Raw genomic sequence first — 18,734 nt, 5'->3', positions numbered from 1 at the left:
AGGGGAGTTTAGAATGGGGTTAGCAACTCGTGAAGCATACGGAGAAATACTAAAAGAACTTGGAGCAAAACATAAAGATATCGTAGTATTAGATGCAGATTTATCCAAATCAACGAAGACTGCTGTTTTTGCTAAGGCTTTTCCTGAACGATTTTTTAATGTGGGGATTGCAGAGCAAAATTTAATGGGGGTTGGCGCAGGTCTTGCAGCCTCTGGTAAAATTCCTTTTGTCTCTACTTTTGCTATGTTTGCTGCTGGACGCGCCTTTGAACAGGTTCGTAATTCAATTTGCTATCCACAGCTTAATGTAAAAATTGCTGCTACTCATGCAGGCTTGACAGTCGGCGAAGATGGAGCTTCTCATCAAGCGATTGAAGATATTTCTTTGATGCGCAGTATTCCTAACATGACAGTGATTGTACCTGCTGATGCTGAGGAAACTCGCCAAGCAGTAGCATTTGCTGCTGAGTATAAGGGACCTGTCTATATTCGTTTAGGTCGTATGTCCGTGCCGGATCTATTTACAGCTGACTATCAATATGAACATGGTAAGGCTGTAGAATTAGTTGATGGTACAGATGTAACGATTATGGCAACGGGTATTATGGTTGCTCCTGCAAAAGCTGCAGCTGAGGCCTTAGTGAGTGCAGGGATTAGCGCACGCGTTTTAAATTTTCATACCATTAAGCCGATCGATAAAGAGGCGATTATTAAAGCAGCGACAGATACTGGTGCCATTGTAACTTGTGAAGAACATAGCATCATTGGTGGTCTGGGAAGTGCAGTTGCTGAAGTTCTTGTAGAAAATATGCCTGTGCCAATGGAACGTATCGGTGTCATGGATACCTTTGGTGAATCAGGTACTCCACCAACTTTACTTGTGAAATATCATTTAACAGCGGATGATATTATCGCTGCTGCAAAAAAAGTAGTGGGACGCAAAAAATAAACGACACGATAGATAAAAAGACTCTCTCATGCATAAACATGAAGAGAGTCTTTTTTTATTGATAATAGAGTGAGAAGAAACATTCCATTGTAAGGAGCAGGAGGTGGCTGTATGAAGGCTTGGCAAGTTATTGGTTTAGGTCGGCAGATGATTCGGCGAACTGTGATTTGTTTGGCAAGTTGTATTGCCATGCTAAAGCTTGGGCCAATTTTGATGATGGCCCTGTCGATGCTCATTTCCATCGCGGTCTATGCTGTGGCTTTTGGTTTGAAATTTGCTTTAGGTTTTGTATTATTACTTTTTGCTCATGAATTTGGACATTTAGTAGCATCAAAGGTGGTAGGACTACACGTTTCTAGTCCTATTTTTATTCCTTTTTTTGGGGCTGTGATTCGTATAAAAGAATTACCTCTTAATGTGAAAATGGAAGCCAATGTTGCGATTGGTGGTCCGGCGATGGGGACACTCAGTGCTTTGTTTTGCTTGGTTCTTTACTTATGGACAAATAATATGTTATTGTTAATATTATCCTATACAGCTTGTTTGCTCAATTTATTTAATCTGATACCTTGTGAACCCTTGGATGGTGGACGTATTGCTGCTGCAATTTCTCCTCGTTTGTGGTGGTTAGGAAGTATTGTGATTGGGCTGTTATTTGTATATACTTATAATGTCTTTGTCTTTCTGATTCTAGTCTTTTCCTTATTTAGATTGTGGCAAAGTCAAGATGTTGATGAGAATTTACTTTATTATAAGCTGACGATTCGGCAGCGGCTGTCGGTGGGTTGGTGGTACTTCGGATTGGTTGGTGTATTAGGAGGAACAACATTGTATATTGTCGAGATTTTAAAGTAAGGTTTATGAAAAAAATCATAAATAAAAGAGGTATTTTATGAAAAATGTCAAAGTTTTAGTAAGTAGAATTGAAACTTGGCGATTCGTAGGGAGAGTGACTATAGATTGATTCATTTGTCTGGTGTTTCTAAAGTATATGATAATGGTTGTGTCGCCCTCTCTGATATTACGATTGACATTCCTAAAGGTGATTTCTTATTTGTAGTAGGACCAAGCGGTGCTGGTAAATCTACTTTCATAAAGATGATTTTTCGGGAAGAACTTCCAACAAAAGGGAAACTTATTGTCAATGGTCGTAATGTTGGTGAACTTCAACCATCAGAGGTGCCTTATTTAAGGCGAAATTTAGGGATTGTTTTTCAAGATTATCGTTTATTACCTAATAAAACTGTGTATGAAAATGTAGCGTTTGCTATGCAAGTCATTGAATCATCACATCGGGATATTAAAAAACGGGTGACTCATGTACTTGATTTAGTGGGTCTTCGACATAAGTCAGGAAGTTGCCCCAGTGAATTGTCAGGTGGCGAGCAGCAACGTGTTGCCATTGCCAGGGCGATCGTCAATAATCCAGTGGTGGTCATTGCTGATGAGCCAACAGGCAATCTAGATCCCGAAACTTCTTGGGAAATCATGAAGATTTTTGCACGCATTAATAAAGGTGGAACAACAATTGTGATGGCAACTCATGACAAAACTGTTGTTGATGCGATGAAAAAACGCGTGATTGCCATTGAAAAGGGTAAGATTGCTCGCGATGAGGTCAAAGGGGTATATGGCTATGAAGATTAGAACAATTGAATATTTTATTAAAGAGGCCGTTAGTTCAATTCGACGTAATGGCTTAATGAGTTTTGCATCCATTAGTACGGTTGCTTTATCTCTTTTAATTCTGGGAATGTTTTTGATTATGGTTCTTAATTTGAACAATATGGCATCTAATTTGGAATCTCAAGTACAGGTTTCTGTCTATCTGCAAGATGGACTTAGTGATGTGCAAATGCGTGAAATCGGTACCAAAATTACTAAACTTCCTGGAGTAAACCAGGTTATTTTTGTTGCTAAAGAAGAAGCGATGAGTCGGTTTAAAGAGCGATTGGGTGAACAGCAGAGCATTCTAAAGGCTCTTGATGGTAACAATCCATTACCGAATGCCTTTGAGGTGAAGATGGACAGCCCTGAAAAGGTTAAACCTGTCGCTCAAGCCATTGCTCAAATAAAAGGCGTAGAAAATGCTAAATATGGTCAAGAAGTCGTGGAACAATTATTTACGCTGACTCGAATGATACGCATCTTTGGCGTAATTCTCATTGGTTTTTTGGCTTTGGCAGCATTGTTTATTATTTCCAATACTATTCGTTTAACTGTGTTCGCACGGCGCCGAGAAATTGGTATTATGAAATATGTAGGTGCGACTGATTGGTTCATTCGCTGGCCTTTTCTGCTTGAGGGAATTATTTTAGGTTTTGGTGGAGCGCTCCTTGCAGTCGTGCTCCTGAATCAAACCTATGGTGCTTTGATTCATCAAGTGTATGAATCCTTAGCCTTTTTGCCCTTGATTCCACAATATCCATTTATCAATTATATTAGTATTGTATTACTGCTGATCGGTACTATCATTGGAGCCTTAGGCAGTACTATATCACTGCGAAAATTTATGCAAGTATAGCGGGAGGTTTTTCATGTTTAGATTTCGACGATATCTTGCTTGCGGGTTAGTGCTGCTTATGTCTATCATGGTTGTAGGACCTGTATTGGCAAGTGAACTTGGGGAACAACAACAACAAGTTCAGCAACAAATGCAAGAACAGAAAGAGAAAACGGCGGCGGCTCAGCAAAAGGTTGATAGTGTATCTGAGCAACTGCGTAAGGTCCAGACTGAATTAGAAACGGCTCAAGGTGATTACAAGTCTGTTCAAAATAAGCTAAGTGCAACAGAAGAGCAAATTAAAAAAAATACAGTGATTTTAGCAGCAACAGAAAAAAAATTATCTGAAAGAAGTTTGATCTTAAATACTCGCATCCGTGATATCTATCAAAATGGACAGCTAAGTTATTTAGATGTATTACTTGGTGCGAATGATTTTGGTGATTTTACAACGCGTGTAGATATTTTAAAACGGATCATTAATAAAGATCTAGAATTGATTCTCAAAGTTAAAGCTGAACGAGAATTGGTGTTGCAGACAAAATCCGAGTTAGATCGTGATCGGGCATCAATTTTGGTATTAAAGCAAACAATAGACGAAAAGAAAAAAGTAATTGAAGCCAGTAAAAAAGAACGCGAACGTGTATTGGATGCGGCAGTAAGTGAAAAAAATGCATCAGAGCAGGCTTATCAAGAATTGGCAGAAGCATCGCAGAGAATTGAACAGATGATTCGCAATCGGCAATCGTCAAAACAAGGAGGACCAACTGGTAGCACAGGCTCCATGATGTGGCCGACAGAAGTTACGGAAATTACATCACCTTTTGGTTGGCGAAGTCATCCTGTTTTTGGTTCACAACGTTTTCATAGCGGTATTGATATTGGTGCTGAATATGGTGATACGGTGCGAGCTGCAGATGGTGGCGTAGTTATTTTTGCTGATTGGATGGGTGGATATGGTAAAGCTGTGATTATTGAGCATGGCAATGGTATCTCCACATTATATGGTCATAATTCAGAGTTACTTGTAAGTGAAGGGCAACGTGTACGTAAAGGTGAACCGATTTCAAGAGTTGGTTCAACTGGTTATTCAACAGGGCCACATTTGCATTTTGAAGTACGACAAGGTGGTTCTCCGGTTAACCCATTGAGCTATCTATAAAATGTCACGATATGGTAAGGGTACCCGTCTAGGGTGCCCTTACGGTATATAGAATATTTTTTAGGTTTTCTACATATATATAAGTTGCATTAAAGAATTGGGCGATGCCCATATCTCGAATTGGGGTGTGTATATTGAGTCGTCGTAAAATCATTATAGGTGCTATTTTGTTAGTAATATTTACTTTTTCTGTAACTGCTGGTGGATTTATCTACCTTATCAATGGTAATTCTACTGATGTAGTCAGTACGTTAAAATTTTTCAGAGCAGTACAAATTATTACAAGTCGGTATGTTGAACCGGTACCTATGGAAACTTTAATGGCGGGTGCTGTAAAAGGGATGGTTAATTCCTTAGGTGATCCTCATTCTATTTATATGGATGCTAAGATGTATAAGGAATTTATGATTGAAACGGAAGGGTCTTTTGGTGGTGTGGGTATTGTCATTGGTGTGAAAGATAAAATGCTCACTGTTGTTTCCCCTATCGAAGGCACGCCGAGTGAAAAAGCAGGTATTAAAAGTGGTGATCAAATCGCCAAGATTGATGGCAAAGACAGTAAAGATATGGCGTTAGATGAAGCTGTTGGAAAAATTAGAGGACCAGAAGGATCAACTGTAACCTTGTCGATTCGTCGCGGCAATGAACCCTTAAAAGATTATGCTTTGACTCGTTCTAGTATTCAAATTAAGACGGTATCAGGAAAAATGTTATCTGATGAAATTGGTTATATTCGTATTTCGATGTTTAATGAGAATACAGGCAGTGATTTAGTACGTAAATATCAAGAACTAGAAAAAGAAGGTATGAAAGCTGTCGTCTTAGATCTTCGAGATAATCCAGGTGGATTACTTCAAGAAAGTGTGAAGGTTGCCAATCTATTTGTACCGAAAGGTCCTGTGGTATCCGTGGTAACTCGGGATGGTCAGCGCGAAGTACATTCGTCTAGTTTGGAAAAAGTAAAATATCCAGCTGCTGTTCTTGTCAATGGGGGGAGCGCTAGTGCTTCTGAGATTGTGTCAGGTGCCATTCAAGATACAGGATCAGGCACTCTAATTGGTACTAAAACATATGGTAAAGGCTCAGTTCAAACCATACTTCGTTTAGATGGTGGTGGAATTAAGCTGACAATTGCCAAATATTTAACACCAAATGATCGTTCAATTAATGGCATTGGTCTTGAACCTGATATTAAAGTGGAAATGGAAAAAGATGCGCAAAAGGATGTGCAGCTAGATAAAGCAATCGAAGTTGTAAAAGAAAAAATAATCAAATAGTAGAGTATCAGCGGCGGGCTTTGGCCTTAGCCGCTTTTTCCCCATTTAATACTTTTTAGATTAGAGGTGAAAGTATGTTTCCGTGGCAGGACATGTTACAACTCATGATCAGTGGTGTCGTTGCAGTCTATTTCGAGCCTATGTTTTGGCTAGTCATTCTGCTCATTATCTATCAGTATTGGCAAGTTCAGAAAAGTCAGCGACGTATGCTCGGGGTTGATACTTTTTCACTCCCGCAGCAAGTTACAATGACGATTTTCTTTGGCAGTGTGGGCGGTATAATTGGCAGTTTTTTACTCACATTGATGGGGGTTAATCTTAGTCAATTAGGGCTTAGTTATATTTGGCCTGTCGCCATTGTACTCATGGCGATTAACATGAGATATTTATGCTTTGCGTATGCAGGAGGATTAGTTGCTTTATCTAAGGTGTTATTTGGTTGGCCTATTGTTGATGTCCCTCAGGTCCTGGTATTTGTAGCAATTTTGCACATTACGGAAAGCCTATTGATTGTCATGAGCGGGCGTTATGGGAACATTCCTGTGATTTTACGGCGCACGGATGGCCAGTTAGTTGGAGCTTTTAATCTGCAAAACTTTTGGCCCCTCCCTTTGGTGTTGATGTCAGCTGTCGCTGTACCAAATGCTAAGATATCTGCCAGTATGATCAGTATGCCTGATTGGTGGCCTTTATTACCTGTGGTTCAGGCGCTCCCTGAAGGACATCAATGGATGTATGCCATGATCCCTGTTGTGGCAGCCTTGGGTTATACTGATCTTGCGATTGCTAGTTCGCCTCAAAGGAGGCGATGTAGGTCTGCCATGTATTTAGCCATATATAGTTTAACGCTGCTAACCGTTGCCTTATTATCAGTTCAATATAAATGGCTGCAGCTGACAGCAGCTCTTCTATCTCCCTTAGGTCATGAACTGTTCATTCAGTTTGATAGTCGCCAGGAATTCGAGAGTTCTCCTCATTATGTGCCACCAGCGCAAGGGGTGATGATCTTAGATACAGTCATTGATAGTCCAGCCTATAAAGCAGGCTTGCAACCAGGAGATATTCTGCTGAATGTACATGGTTTACCTATAGATCATCCTAGGCAATTAGCATCAGCCCTTGAGACTGCTCCCCATTCTTTTATCATAGAATTATTACGAAATGGACGCATTAAACAACGAAAAATCAAGATGGTCAAAGAAAAGACGATACTTGGTGTTATTTTAGTACCATCAGGTGATGAATTGCATTATATCGAGTTAGTCGAGGATAAGTTTTTGTTGTGGGAATGGTGCAAGAAAGTAATGAGAAAAAATAAATAATCGTATGTATGTTCGATTAAAGTATTTTTTATCGCGTAACTATGTGATATAATGACTATCAATAAATAATAAATACTTAGTAAAGACTGGTGATTGTAATGGCAACTGTACCTAAACTAACAACTGTATACAAAGAAGGGGGCATCCCTTTCAAAGTTGAAGCACCATTTGTACCGACGGGTGATCAGCCTACGGCTATTTGTCAGCTGGAAGATGGTATTATGAGAGGTGAACGTGCTCAAGTACTTTTAGGAGCGACGGGGACAGGTAAGACTTTTACTATTGCAAAATTAATTGAAAAAGTGCAAAAGCCAACTCTGGTGATTGCCCACAATAAAACATTAGCTGCTCAGCTGGCTAGTGAGTTTAAAGAATTTTTCCCGCATAATGCTGTAGAGTATTTTGTGAGTTATTATGATTATTATCAACCTGAAGCTTACATTGCTCATACAGATACTTTTATTGAAAAAGATGCATCCATTAATGATGAAATTGACAAATTGCGCCACTCTGCGACGAGTTCTCTGTTTGAACGTCGAGATGTTATTATTGTGGCCAGCGTATCTTGCATTTATGGACTAGGATCTCCTGATGAATACCATGGTCTTGTATTGTCCCTTAGACAAGGACAAGTTAAAGATCGGAATGCCATTCTGCGCAAACTCATTGATATTCAGTATGAACGAAATGATATTAATTTTGTTCGTGGTAAATTTCGCGTGCGAGGGGATGTAGTCGAAATTTTCCCTGCAGCTCACGGCGAAAGCGCTATACGTGTAGAACTTTTTGGTGATGAAATTGAGCGGATTCTAGAAATTGATACATTAACGGGTGAGGTCATGGGAGAACGGAAACACATTGCCATTTATCCTGCTTCTCACTATGTAACGACACGAGAAAATATGCAGCGGGCCGCTCTTGATATTGAGGCAGAGCTGACGACTCAACTAGAAAATTTTAAGAATAATGGCAAGTTAATTGAAGCCCAACGGATTGAGCAGCGCACTCGTTATGATTTAGAAATGATGCAAGAAATGGGTTACTGTTCGGGAATAGAAAATTATTCTCGCCACCTGACAGGACGTAAACCTGGAGAGTCCCCTTATACCTTGATTGATTATTTTCCTGAAGATTTTTTGATTGTTATCGATGAATCTCATGTCATGCTGCCACAAATTAGGGCTATGTATGCTGGTGATAAAGCCCGTAAGTCATCCTTAGTAGAAAATGGCTTTCGCTTACCATCAGCCTATGATAACCGGCCTCTTACTTTTGAAGAATTTAATGAACGTATTAATCAAATTGTGTATGTATCAGCCACGCCTAGTCCATATGAGCTAGGAGAGGCCGCCGGTCAGGTAGCGCAGCAGGTTATTCGTCCTACGGGACTCGTTGATCCTGAAATTGAGGTACGTCCTATTACTGGTCAGATGGATGATTTATTAGGTGAAATTAAAATAAGAGTCGCCGCTCGTGAACGGGTGCTCGTCACTACATTGACGAAGAAAATGGCCGAAAATTTGACTGAGTTCCTAAAAGAAATCGGTATCAAAGTACAATATTTACATTCTGATGTTCCGACCATTGAGCGAAGTGAAATTATTCGTGATCTGCGGGCAGGGGTTTTTGATGTTTTAATTGGTATTAATCTACTCCGGGAAGGACTGGATTTGCCAGAAGTCACTTTAGTTGCTATTTTGGATGCAGATAAAGAAGGATTTTTACGCTCAGATACTTCATTGATTCAGACCATTGGGCGGGCCGCACGTAATGTGAATGGCCGAGTTATTATGTATGCTGATGTCATCACCAAGTCCATGAAACGGGCTATTGAAGAAACAAATCGACGGCGTGACATACAACAGGCTTATAATGTTGAGCATGACATTACGCCGATGACCATTCAAAAGCGAGTGAAAGATTTGATTGAAACGACGAAAGTTGCAGAACAAAGTGAAGTCTATACAGTGGATCGTATCGGTCATTTAAGTCAAAGTGAAATGATCGATATGATTGGTAATTTAGAAAAAGAAATGCGCGTTGCTTCTAAACAACTGCAATTTGAACGGGCTGCTGAACTGCGAGATATGATCGTAGAACTCAAAGAACGAGCTCAATATGTAAAAACTGCCGTGAAAGATAAAAAACCGCGGAGAAAGGGAAAGGCATAATACAAATGAAAGAGAAAATTATCATTAAAGGTGCGCGTCAGCACAATTTGAAAAATATTGATATTGAGATACCCCGCAATGAACTTGTCGTCATTACAGGGCTAAGTGGTTCTGGTAAATCTTCTTTAGCCTTTGATACCATTTATGCAGAAGGGCAACGGCGGTATGTGGAATCCTTATCGTCCTATGCTCGTCAGTTCTTGGGGCAGATGGATAAACCTGATGTTGATTATATCGAGGGGTTATCTCCAGCTATTTCCATTGATCAAAAGACGACCAGCCGAAATCCACGTTCTACAGTGGGAACCGTCACAGAAATCTATGATTATTTACGTCTCATCTTTGCTCGGGCGGGTCGGCCTCATTGCCCTAAATGTGGTTTACCCATTAGTCAGCAGACGATCCAGCAAATGGTTGATCAATTAGTGATATTACCAGAGGGAACAAAGCTGATTTTGATGGCTGGAGTGATACGCGGGAAAAAAGGTGAGCATCAAAAAGTCCTAGCAGATATTCGTAAAAATGGTTATGTACGGGTGCGAATTGATGGTGAAATTCGCGAACTTACAGATGAGATTAAATTGGAAAAAAATAAAAAGCACACCATCGAAGTGGTGGTAGATCGACTCGTAAATCGAGATGGGATTGCCTCTCGTCTTGCCGAGTCCTTGGAAGCCGCTTTGAATCTCGGTGAAGGCGTAGTCACGGTTGATGTCGTTGGCGATAAAGAATTAGTATTCAGCCAAAATTTTGCCTGCATAACGTGTGGCATTGGGCTGCCAGAAATTGCTCCCCGGATTTTTTCGTTTAATAGTCCTTTTGGTGCTTGCCAAGATTGCACTGGACTTGGGAATAATATGGAAATTGATGAATCCTTAATTATCCCTGATGGAAGTAAGAACTTTCTTGATGGAGCGATTGCTCCTTTAAGTAAGAATATTAACTCTTACTTTATGTGTCAATTGGATGCCGTTCTTGATAAATATGGCTATTCTTTGAGCAATACCTGGGATAGTTTATCCCCAGAAGTTCAAGGAATCGTTAAAAATGGCTCAGATGGCGAGCAGTTTACTTTTGAATATGACAATATGTATGGTGAAAATAAACGTTATAATGCCGTCTTTGAAGGCGTCATTCCGCTGATGAATCGCCGTTACCGCGAAACCGTTTCTGACTGGTCGCGGGAAGATATTGAAGAATATATGAGTTCAAGACCTTGTCCAACTTGTAAAGGAGCTAGGCTGAAACCTGAAACCTTAGCTGTTAAAGTTGGCGGAAAAAGTATTTATGAAGTGACTCGTTTGACCATTGCTGAGTGTCAGGAGTTTTTTAATAAACTAGAACTGACAACGCGGGAACAAATGATTGCTCAGCAAATTTTAAAAGAAATTAATGCACGGCTTGGATTCTTACTCAATGTAGGTCTTGATTACTTGACTCTTGATCGAGCTGCTGGCACATTGTCAGGTGGGGAAGCGCAGCGTATTCGCTTGGCAACTCAAATTGGTTCAGGTCTTGTTGGTGTTCTTTATATTTTGGATGAACCGAGTATTGGCCTTCACCAACGGGATAATAATCGTTTGCTTGATACGCTTAAGCATTTGCGGGATGTAGGCAATACACTATTAGTTGTTGAACATGATGAAGATACTATGTATACGGCAGATCATATCATTGATATTGGCCCACGAGCCGGTGAACATGGAGGGCGAGTGGTAGTCCAAGGTACGGTTGAGGAGATTAAAGCATGTCCTGAGTCCATTACAGGTCAATACTTAAGTGGAGTTCAGTATATACCCATCCCTGCAAGTCGTCGGGAGTCGAATGGTAAGTGGCTAGAAGTGGTCGGTGCCAGAGAAAATAACTTAAAAAATATTACGGTCGCTTTTCCTTTAGGTGTATTTACAGCAGTGACGGGTGTTTCTGGCTCAGGTAAGAGTACACTTGTTAATGAAATTTTATACAAAGGATTAGCAAGCCGAGTTTATCGCACCGCACGGACACGCCCAGGTGCTCATGATGACATTCGTGGCGCTGAATATATTGATAAAATTATTGATATTGATCAGTCACCCATTGGACGTACGCCACGTTCTAATCCTGCCACTTATACTGGTTTATTTGATGTCATTCGCGAAGTATTCAGTCAGACGAACGAAGCAAAAATGCGGGGTTATAAGCCCGGTCGTTTTAGCTTTAATGTAAAAGGCGGACGATGCGAAGCATGCCGCGGTGATGGTATCATTAAAATTGAAATGCATTTTTTACCAGATGTTTATGTACCATGTGAAGTATGTAAGGGTGCTCGGTATAATCGAGAGACATTAGAAGTACGATATAAGGGACAAAGTATTGCGGGTGTTCTTGATATGGTGATTGACGATGCTTTGACGTTTTTTCAAAACATTCCTAAAGTACAACGTAAACTACAGATCTTGCAGGATGTAGGCCTTGGTTATATTAAATTAGGGCAGCCAGCAACCACTTTATCAGGGGGAGAAGCTCAGCGGATTAAGTTGGCTACGGAACTTGCTCGGCGCAGTACAGGAAAAACTCTCTATATTTTAGATGAGCCGACAACTGGTTTGCATACTGCTGATATTCATCGTTTACTTGTTGTTTTGCAGCGACTTGTTGATGGCGGCGATACGGTAGTCGTTATTGAGCATAATCTAGATGTGATTAAGACGGCAGATTATGTCATTGATTTAGGACCTGAAGGTGGTTACCGCGGTGGAACCATTGTCGTTCAAGGGACTCCCGAAGATGTTGCCAATACGCCTGCTTCTTATACAGGGCAATTCTTAGTACCCATTTTAGAAAGAGGAATCCGAGAAGAAAAAGAAAAAGAGTAGGCATTTGCCTACTCATGGGAGATATAAAGTTTTTTATCTTCTTTATCAATTTCACATTCATCTTTTATGACGGGAGTCATACGCTTATGAATGAATTGGGTGTCAATATTACCACTACAGAAATGAGGATTATTGAGTATTTGTTGGTGAAAACTGATATTAGTTTTAATGCCCGAAATTCGGAACTCGGCTAAGGCGCGGCGCATAATCATGATGGCGTCTCCACGAGTCCGGCCATAAGCAATAACTTTGGCAATCATCGGATCATAATATTCTTGTACAGTTTCACCAGCACATACGCCACTGTCTACTCGAACCCTTGGACCACCTGGTTGGTGATAGGACTCAATATAACCTGGCGATGGGCGGAAGCACATATCAGGGTCTTCTGCATTAATGCGGCACTCAATGGCATGTCCACTAAATTCAATATCCGATTGTTTTTTATTCAGTGGCTCACCTGCTGCAATACGAATTTGTCTACGGACTAAATCGATATGAGTGACCATTTCTGTTACAGTGTGCTCTACTTGGATACGAGGATTGATTTCCATAAAATAAAAATTACCTGTTTTTACATCAAGCAAAAACTCAACTGTTCCTACACTGGTGTAAAAAATGCTTTTTGCTGCACGAATTGCCATAGCGCCGACTCTTTCACGCATTTCAGGAGTTAGAGCACTGGATGGTGATTCTTCTAAGATTTTTTGATTACGGCGTTGAAGTGAACATTCACGCTCACCGACATGCAGTACGTTCCCATAATTATCAGCCATAATTTGCACTTCAATATGTCGTGCTTCGGAAATATAAGTTTCTAAATAGAAAGAGATGCGCTCAACATCAACTTTATTTAAGGCATTGAGTAATTCAGCTTTATTATTGGCAACATACATTGATTTGCCGCCGCCACCTGAAACTGGTTTTAGAATAACAGGATAACCAATTTTTTCTGCCATCTCACAGGCATTATCAGCACTGGTAATCGGGTCGCTTCCTACCGTCATTGGCAGTCCTGCTGCCTGCATCGCAGCGCGCGCGGCATCTTTATTGCCGACTTGACGAATAATTTCAGCACTAGGGCCGACAAAGATTAAGCCAGCGTTGGTGACTTTTTCAGCAAACTCAGCACTTTCAGATAGAAAGCCATATCCAGGATGGATAGCATCGGCTTTAGCAGCTTTCGCCGCCATAATGATTGCATCCATATTTAAATAGCTTTGAGCGGCATCGGCTGGACCAATTCGGTAAGCGTGGTCAGCTAACTGCACATGTAAAGCATTGGCATCAACGTCTGAGTAAACTGCGACTGCTTCAACACCCAGTTCGCGACATGATCGGATGATTCGAATCGCAATCTCGCCACGATTGGCGATTAATAATCTTTTGAACATCGTTAGAGACCTCCTATTTATAAAAAGAAATTTTTAGTTTAAATTTTTTCATTAATACCATTCATTATATTATAGAAGATTTAACTCTACAATGCGTTTACCGAATGTATACATTGAACCTAAAAAAACATTACATGAAGTGTAACAAAATGGTATAATTCTGAATTTTAGTACTAGGTCATGAAAAGTATGTTATAATTATCCCATACTTTTTCTAATTTGGCAATGTGATTTTTTTCTCAAAAGGGGAGTGTATTCCATGAATAGTGGATTAGCCGACAAATTACTTCATTTACCAGAAAAACCTGGCGTCTATTTAATGAAAGATGAGCAGGGTAAGATTATTTACGTTGGTAAAGCTGTTATCCTACATAATCGAGTTCGTTCCTACTTTCAGTCCAGTCGCAATCATTCCCCAAAAGTACAAGCCATGGTGGCTCGCATTGCTGATTTAGAATATATTGTGACTGGATCTGAAATCGAAGCCTTAATACTCGAATGCAATTTAATAAAAAAACATCGCCCTAAATATAACATTAGCTTGCGGGATGATAAAACCTATCCTTATATTAAAGTGACGAGCAATGAGGAGTTTCCACGATTGTATGCGACGCGTCGTGTACAAAAAGATGGGGCGCGTTATTTTGGTCCCTATACAAATGCAGGGGCAGTTCATGAAGTCATTCAGCTTGTGCGCAAATTATTTCCTTTGCGTACGTGCCGTACTTTAACAGCTCGTCGTCCTTGCCTTGAATATCATATAAAACGTTGCTTTGCTCCTTGCGCAGGTTTTGTCGATGCCGCTACTTATGGCGGGATGATCAAAGAGGTCTGCTTGCTGCTTGAAGGCCGTAGCGATGCCGTGGTGCGGAGTTTAGAACGTAGGATGGAGGCAGCCGCAGAAGAGCTATCTTTTGAGCTAGCCGCAAAGCTACGGGATCAATTAACGGCAGTCAAAAAAGTGACAGAAAAACAAAACATTGTGACAGGGGCAGGGGATCAAGATGCCATTGGACTCGCCCGATCAGCCTTGGGGACTTGCGCTCAGGTCTTTTTTATTCGCAGTGGTAAAATGGTAGGGCGGGATCATTTTTTATTGTCAGGCAGTGAGCATGAAGAAGATGAGATGGTATTAACAGCATTTATTAAACAATACTATAATCAAGCGACGTTTGTTCCCAAAGAAGTGTTATTACCTTTGGTGATTGAAGAGCAACATCTATTATCAGATTGGTTAAGTCAATTAAAGGGAGGCCGTGTCGCTGTTGAAACGCCGAAACGTGGTACTAAAAAAAGTATTGTAGACATGGCCAATGAGAATGCAGCCATTGTGCTAAGTGAACAGGAAATGAAGATTAAAGCTCATTCAGCGCAAACCTTAGGGGCTGTCGCTGAACTTGGGAAATATTTAGGTCTGGAAGAAATACCAGAACGGATGGAGTGTTTTGATATTTCTCATATTCAAGGCGCAGAAACCGTTGCTTCCATGGTAGTGTTTGAAGGCGGCATGCCGAAAAAAGAAGATTATCGTCGCTATAAGTTGCAGACTGTAGAAGGTAAACCTGATGATTTCAAATCCATGCAAGAAGTTGTGGGGCGTCGTTATGGGGATGCGGCGCAGCCTACACCTAATTTAATTATTATTGATGGGGGCAAAGGACAACTAAGCTCAGCCCTGGAAATCATTCGTGGAGCAGGTCTTAGTGTGCCAGTGATTGGCTTGGCGAAAGAATTTGAACATATTTTTAAAGAAGGGGACAGTGATCCTTTAATCTTGCCTCGTCATTCTCAGGCCCTTTATCTGATTCAACGGATTCGTGATGAGGCTCATCGCTTTGCCATTACCTACCATCGAAAATTACGCTCCAAGCGGAATATGGCCTCCGTTCTTGATCATGTGCCTGGAATTGGTGCCACACGTCGTAAAGCCCTATGGGACGCTTTCAGTAGCCTGGCAAAAATGAAAGCAGCTACAGTGGAAGAATTGGCGGCAGTACCCAGTATGACTTTGCCTGCAGCTCAGGCTGTGTATGATTTTTTTCGAGAAATAAGAAGATAGAATCGTGTATATGATATAATTAGAAGTGAAATGTAGTTTCTCTATGAAATAAAAATGGAGGTGTTTTTCTTGAAAGGATGGATGATTGCTGGGGTTGTCGTAGTACTTCTGCTCGTAATGGGTGTGAGTGGTTATAATGGTTTGGTGCAACTGAATGAAAATGTAAATGGTAAATGGGCGCAGGTTGATAACCAGCTTCAACGGCGAGCTGATCTCTTACCTAATTTGACCAATACGGTGAAAGGGTTTGCAGCTCATGAATTAACAGCTATACAGGCTGTATCAGATGCGCGGGCTAAGCTGGCTGGAGCTCAAGGGCCTGCTGCGAAAGCACAAGCAAATGGTGATGTGAATAATGCTCTGTCTAGACTACTAGTTGTGGCTGAAAATTATCCAGATCTTAAAGCTGATAAGAACTTTCGTGCTCTGATGGATGAACTTAGTGGAACTGAAAATCGGATTGCTGTAGCAAGAAAAGATTATAATGATGCTGTGCAACATTTTAACGCGAACATTCAGTCCTTCCCTACTGTGATATATTCTCGTATTCTTGGTTTTGGTCCTAAAGAATATTTTAAAGCAGCTGAAGGAGCGCAACAAGTTCCTCAGGTGAAGTTTTAATCGGATGAAAAAGACTTGATTCAGGTGGAGTATGAGCTCCGTCTGAATCTTAGTTCTTCTTATCTAGGGGAATTGATATTGGATAATCTTGCATAGTGAGGTATGCCGCCATGAAAAAATGGTTAGCCTGGCTGCTGCTGGGATTGTATATGTTTTCTGTTTCTGTGGTGTGGGCTGGGGCGCAAATTCCTCCACCCCCAACAACGAGTATTTACGTTCAAGATTATGCAGGGGTATTGAGTGCTGAGACAAAAGCAAAGATTAATAATTTGGGCACTCAATTGGCAGCTAAAACGAAAGCTCAAATTGTGGTGGTCACTCTTTCTTCTCTAGAAGGCACACCGCCTGCTGACTATGGATTGGGATTACTCAGGCAGTGGGGGATCGGGGATAAAACCCTTAATAACGGCGTCGTGTTATTGGTGGCAGTCAATGATCGTCAGTCGCGAATTGAAGTGGGTTATGGCCTAGAAGGGGCCTTGCCTGATGCTAAGACGGGGCGTATTCAAGATGACTACATGTTACCCTATTTTCAGCAAGGTGATTATGAAAAAGGCATATTGAATGGCTATCTTACCATTGTTGGTGAAGTGGCAAAAGAATATAAGTTAGAATTTAAAACAGATGCTAAACCAGTGGCCCACCCTCAAGCTTCCCATTCTCAATCTTGGTGGGATAATGCACCTTGGTGGCTGCAGATTGTAATTGTTGCAGGTTTGTTATTGCTCTTCATCATAGACTGGATTTTCTTTGGTGGGACGATTACTTATTTGCTCTTATCACTCATCTCTCGTGGAGGTCGTGGTGGTGGTTCAGGCGGAGGCGGCTTTGGCGGAGGATCGGGCGGTGGCGGCGGATCAGATCGAAAATGGTAAACAAAAAGACGACATATCATGTCGTCTTTTTGTTTACCATTAAATAAAAAACGTAAGAGCAAAAATAAGGTAAAAGAGTCCTGCATAAACTAAACGGTGGGGAGATAGTTTGTTGCGTTTGAGGGTAAATAATAAATAAATAATAGAGATCAGAGTCACAATACCTGCCATGAGTAAATGACGATCAAAGAGCCAAGGGGTGAAATAGATACCAAGGGCACTCGGCACTGTGGCTTGTATCATCATGGAACCGCTGATATTGCCCAAAGCCAAGGTTTCTTTTCCTTGGCGTACCCAAATGACTGCATTTAAGATTTCTGGAAGCTCAGTTGCGAGGGGACTTAGTAACAAGGAAATAACGAGAGGAGGGACATGCCATAGTGTACTAATGAGCTCTAGGTTTTTAACGAATAAATGTGAACTTGCTGATATGAGGATGAGTGAGAAGATGGTTTGTCCCATGACCCAAGAGATTGTGGGATCAGATTGATGAGGTTGAAATTTTAAAGGTTCCAAATCTTCTTGAGGAATGATACATTCTACACCCATTTCTTTTTTGAAATAGAGAGCATAAGCGGCTAAGAAGAGCAAGGCAGTGAATGGCTTACCTGTAAATGCTAGAAAACCCAATAAGACTTTAAAGACAAAGATGGATAAAAACCATAATTGATCTTTACATAATTTGGTGCTATCAATATCGATTTCTGTACCGAGTTCACGGCGCTTGCGAAAGACAATAATACAAAGTCCTACAACTGCATAGGCGATGGTGCCAAGAACAAGGGGACCGCCCATCGCAGCACCGACACCGATGTCTTTTTGCTCACTTGTTCCATTAAATGCCACAGCAACTAAAGTGACAACACTCTCAGGGAGGGCTGTACCAAACGCTGCCAGTACTGTTCCAATGGCACATTGAGAAATGTTGAATTTATGGCCAACCCATTCAATTCCATTTACAAAGAGCTCGCAACTATAATAGATCACAATAATAGCGAGGAGCAGTGTTATACAGGTTAATAGCATATCCTTACCTCCATGATTAAAAAATAGAAAAAATCATACTTACTTTTAAAATAATAAGATCTGTGGTGTTTATCACCAGAGATCTTATAAGAAGAGTCGGTAAAATCATTTTCCTTTGGCAATAAGAATATAACAAGAAATGAAATTATTGTCAAACAACGACTGAAAAATTTCGTAGGTTTAATTTGTATATGAACTTAGTAAAAATGCATGACATTGTTGCTTTGATGAGAATGAAATATAAGATAGTCTATGCTTTAAGAAACTTTAGTTCATTATATATAGTTGCTAATTTTTATGGATATGGTAAAATGTAAACAGATTAGCTGAATTTACAAATAAAAGGAGGAATTATTAATGGAAAAATGGATTTGTGTCGTCTGTGGTTATGTTTATGATGAAGAGGCTGGGGATCCAGATAGTGGTATTGCTCCTGGAACTAAATTCGAAGATATTCCTGAAGATTGGGTTTGCCCATTGTGTGGAGTTGCCAAAGATCAATTCGAAAAACAATAATAAC

General features: G+C 40.6%; 15 protein-coding genes. 13 read left to right on the top strand and 2 right to left on the bottom strand.

The features are described 5' to 3' along the window. Positions 1-13 precede the first annotated feature (13 nt). The 9 genes from ACAN52_RS00305 to uvrA all read left to right on the top strand — a co-directional run bounded on the left by ACAN52_RS00305 (position 14) and on the right by uvrA (position 12,239). Positions 14-949 (top strand): transketolase family protein, encoded by a 936-nt coding sequence (locus ACAN52_RS00305; RefSeq protein WP_378950470.1) that lies wholly within the window; start codon positions 14-16, stop codon positions 947-949. A 111-nt stretch (positions 950-1,060) separates the two neighbouring features. Then, positions 1,061-1,804: a site-2 protease family protein gene (locus ACAN52_RS00300; protein WP_378950467.1), complete on the top strand. Its 744-nt coding sequence runs from the start codon at positions 1,061-1,063 to the stop codon at positions 1,802-1,804. Positions 1,805-1,909: 105 nt separating this feature from the next. After that, positions 1,910-2,596 carry a cell division ATP-binding protein FtsE gene (ftsE, locus tag ACAN52_RS00295; RefSeq protein WP_378951783.1) on the top strand — a complete coding sequence of 229 codons (687 nt, stop codon included), beginning with the start codon at positions 1,910-1,912 and terminating at the stop codon, positions 2,594-2,596. Further along, complete coding sequence (gene ftsX / locus ACAN52_RS00290; RefSeq protein WP_378950464.1) at positions 2,586-3,473, top strand: permease-like cell division protein FtsX; 888 nt, start codon at positions 2,586-2,588, stop codon at positions 3,471-3,473. The genes ftsE and ftsX overlap by 11 nt, the downstream gene beginning before the upstream one ends. Before the next feature lie 13 nt (positions 3,474-3,486). Continuing rightward, positions 3,487-4,614: a murein hydrolase activator EnvC family protein gene (locus tag ACAN52_RS00285; protein ID WP_378950461.1), complete on the top strand. Its 1,128-nt coding sequence runs from the start codon at positions 3,487-3,489 to the stop codon at positions 4,612-4,614. A gap of 134 nt (positions 4,615-4,748) precedes the next feature. Beyond that, positions 4,749-5,891 (top strand): S41 family peptidase, encoded by a 1,143-nt coding sequence (locus ACAN52_RS00280; protein ID WP_378950458.1) that lies wholly within the window; start codon positions 4,749-4,751, stop codon positions 5,889-5,891. 74 nt (positions 5,892-5,965) lie between these two features. Beyond that, entirely contained in the window at positions 5,966-7,213 is a 1,248-nt protein-coding gene (locus tag ACAN52_RS00275) for a PDZ domain-containing protein (protein WP_378950455.1), read from the top strand. Between the two features lie 98 nt (positions 7,214-7,311). Further along, complete coding sequence (uvrB, locus tag ACAN52_RS00270) at positions 7,312-9,384, top strand: excinuclease ABC subunit UvrB (protein ID WP_378950452.1); 2,073 nt, start codon at positions 7,312-7,314, stop codon at positions 9,382-9,384. 5 nt (positions 9,385-9,389) lie between these two features. Then, entirely contained in the window at positions 9,390-12,239 is a 2,850-nt protein-coding gene (gene uvrA / locus ACAN52_RS00265) for an excinuclease ABC subunit UvrA (RefSeq protein ID WP_378950449.1), read from the top strand. 8 nt (positions 12,240-12,247) lie between these two features. Here uvrA and ACAN52_RS00260 read toward each other — a convergent pair whose 3' ends face one another. Continuing rightward, entirely contained in the window at positions 12,248-13,633 is a 1,386-nt protein-coding gene (locus ACAN52_RS00260) for an acetyl/propionyl/methylcrotonyl-CoA carboxylase subunit alpha (RefSeq protein ID WP_378950446.1), read from the bottom strand. A gap of 259 nt (positions 13,634-13,892) precedes the next feature. Between ACAN52_RS00260 and uvrC the strand changes: the two genes are divergently transcribed. From uvrC to ACAN52_RS00245, 3 genes are all read left to right on the top strand, one after another. After that, a complete protein-coding gene (uvrC, locus tag ACAN52_RS00255; protein WP_378950443.1) occupies positions 13,893-15,692 on the top strand; it encodes an excinuclease ABC subunit UvrC in 1,800 nt (599 codons plus the stop codon). Positions 15,693-15,773: 81 nt separating this feature from the next. After that, the gene (locus tag ACAN52_RS00250) at positions 15,774-16,313 is read left to right on the top strand and encodes a LemA family protein (RefSeq protein WP_378951780.1); all 540 of its coding nucleotides are present in this window, start codon (positions 15,774-15,776) and stop codon (positions 16,311-16,313) included. Positions 16,314-16,423: 110 nt separating this feature from the next. After that, positions 16,424-17,188 (top strand): TPM domain-containing protein, encoded by a 765-nt coding sequence (locus ACAN52_RS00245; protein WP_378950440.1) that lies wholly within the window; start codon positions 16,424-16,426, stop codon positions 17,186-17,188. Between the two features lie 39 nt (positions 17,189-17,227). On the opposite strand, the gene ACAN52_RS00240 is transcribed toward ACAN52_RS00245, so the two are convergent. Continuing rightward, positions 17,228-18,214, bottom strand: a complete 987-nt coding sequence (locus ACAN52_RS00240) for a sodium:calcium antiporter (protein ID WP_378950437.1) — start codon at positions 18,212-18,214, stop codon at positions 17,228-17,230. A gap of 357 nt (positions 18,215-18,571) precedes the next feature. Here ACAN52_RS00240 and rd point away from each other — a divergent pair, with 357 nt between their 5' ends. Beyond that, positions 18,572-18,730, top strand: a complete 159-nt coding sequence (rd, locus tag ACAN52_RS00235) for a rubredoxin (RefSeq protein WP_378950434.1) — start codon at positions 18,572-18,574, stop codon at positions 18,728-18,730. Positions 18,731-18,734: the final 4 nt, after the last annotated feature.

This window comes from Pelosinus sp. sgz500959, from assembly GCF_042610375.1.
GTDB lineage: Bacteria > Bacillota > Negativicutes > DSM-13327 > DSM-13327 > CTSoil-075.
The sequence above is the reverse complement of the archived record's forward strand: the minus strand, read 5'-3'. Positions and strand labels throughout refer to the sequence as shown.

Bases quoted from the DNA above. Each gene is read 5' to 3' on its own strand.
- ACAN52_RS00305 (WP_378950470.1), top strand. From the start codon at position 14: ATGGGGTTAGCAACTCGTGAAGCATACGGAGAAATACTAAAAGAACTT.
- ACAN52_RS00300 (WP_378950467.1), top strand. From the start codon at position 1,061: ATGAAGGCTTGGCAAGTTATTGGTTTAGGTCGGCAGATGATTCGGCGA.
- ftsX (WP_378950464.1), top strand. From the start codon at position 2,586: ATGAAGATTAGAACAATTGAATATTTTATTAAAGAGGCCGTTAGTTCA.
- ACAN52_RS00285 (WP_378950461.1), top strand. From the start codon at position 3,487: ATGTTTAGATTTCGACGATATCTTGCTTGCGGGTTAGTGCTGCTTATG.
- ACAN52_RS00275 (WP_378950455.1), top strand. From the start codon at position 5,966: ATGTTTCCGTGGCAGGACATGTTACAACTCATGATCAGTGGTGTCGTT.
- uvrB (WP_378950452.1), top strand. From the start codon at position 7,312: ATGGCAACTGTACCTAAACTAACAACTGTATACAAAGAAGGGGGCATC.
- uvrA (WP_378950449.1), top strand. From the start codon at position 9,390: ATGAAAGAGAAAATTATCATTAAAGGTGCGCGTCAGCACAATTTGAAA.
- ACAN52_RS00260 (WP_378950446.1), bottom strand. From the start codon at position 13,633: ATGTTCAAAAGATTATTAATCGCCAATCGTGGCGAGATTGCGATTCGA.
- uvrC (WP_378950443.1), top strand. From the start codon at position 13,893: ATGAATAGTGGATTAGCCGACAAATTACTTCATTTACCAGAAAAACCT.
- ACAN52_RS00250 (WP_378951780.1), top strand. From the start codon at position 15,774: ATGATTGCTGGGGTTGTCGTAGTACTTCTGCTCGTAATGGGTGTGAGT.
- ACAN52_RS00245 (WP_378950440.1), top strand. From the start codon at position 16,424: ATGAAAAAATGGTTAGCCTGGCTGCTGCTGGGATTGTATATGTTTTCT.
- ACAN52_RS00240 (WP_378950437.1), bottom strand. From the start codon at position 18,214: ATGCTATTAACCTGTATAACACTGCTCCTCGCTATTATTGTGATCTAT.
- rd (WP_378950434.1), top strand. From the start codon at position 18,572: ATGGAAAAATGGATTTGTGTCGTCTGTGGTTATGTTTATGATGAAGAG.